Annotated in this window: 2 pseudogenes; both read left to right on the forward strand. The window is 63.4% G+C overall.

The annotated features are described in order from the left end of the window. Window positions 1-232 (forward strand): annotated as a pseudogene (locus EOA28_RS37905) (phosphonate ABC transporter, permease protein PhnE); the annotation flags it as partial. Between the two features lies 1 nt (window position 233). Further along, window positions 234-571, forward strand: a pseudogene (locus EOA28_RS37910) (phosphonate ABC transporter, permease protein PhnE); the annotation flags it as partial.

Genomic DNA, 571 nt, shown 5'->3' on the forward strand with positions numbered 1-571 from the left:
GTCCTACACGCTGCTCCGGATCGAGATCAATGTGCGCATCTCGACCATCATGGGCGCGGTCGGCGGCGGCGGTATCGGCGAGGAGCTGAAGCTTGCCATCTCGCGCGGCTTCGGCGCCAAGACGCTGGCGCTGGTGCTCCTGCTCTTCGTCACCATCATCATCGTCGACCAGTTCTCCGCCTGGCTGCGCCGCAAGCTCGTCGGCGAGCAGGCTTTCCTGATGAGCGCTTGACATGGCTGCTATGACCGCCGACGAACTAAGCGCCATCGAAGATCGCCACCCGCAGATCTTCCAGCGGCCGGCCTACAAGCGCTTCTGGCCGCTGCTGCTGGTTGCGGGCACGGTGCTCTATCTTGGCTACGCCCTGTGGTTCTTCAGCTTGCCGCAGGTGCTGCGCGAGTCGCACTGGGAGCGCCTGCCGCTCTTCCTGTCGCAATGGATCAGCTACGATCTGCAGCCGGAATTCCGCCTCGACCAGCCCGAGATCACGCCGAAATATCCGCGCTTCTCGGCGCTCGGCGAAAACCCCGAACCCGATTGGGTGATCAAGAATCCCGACGGCACTTACAC

Source organism: Mesorhizobium sp. M2A.F.Ca.ET.067.02.1.1 (assembly GCF_004023285.1).
GTDB lineage: Bacteria > Pseudomonadota > Alphaproteobacteria > Rhizobiales > Rhizobiaceae > Mesorhizobium.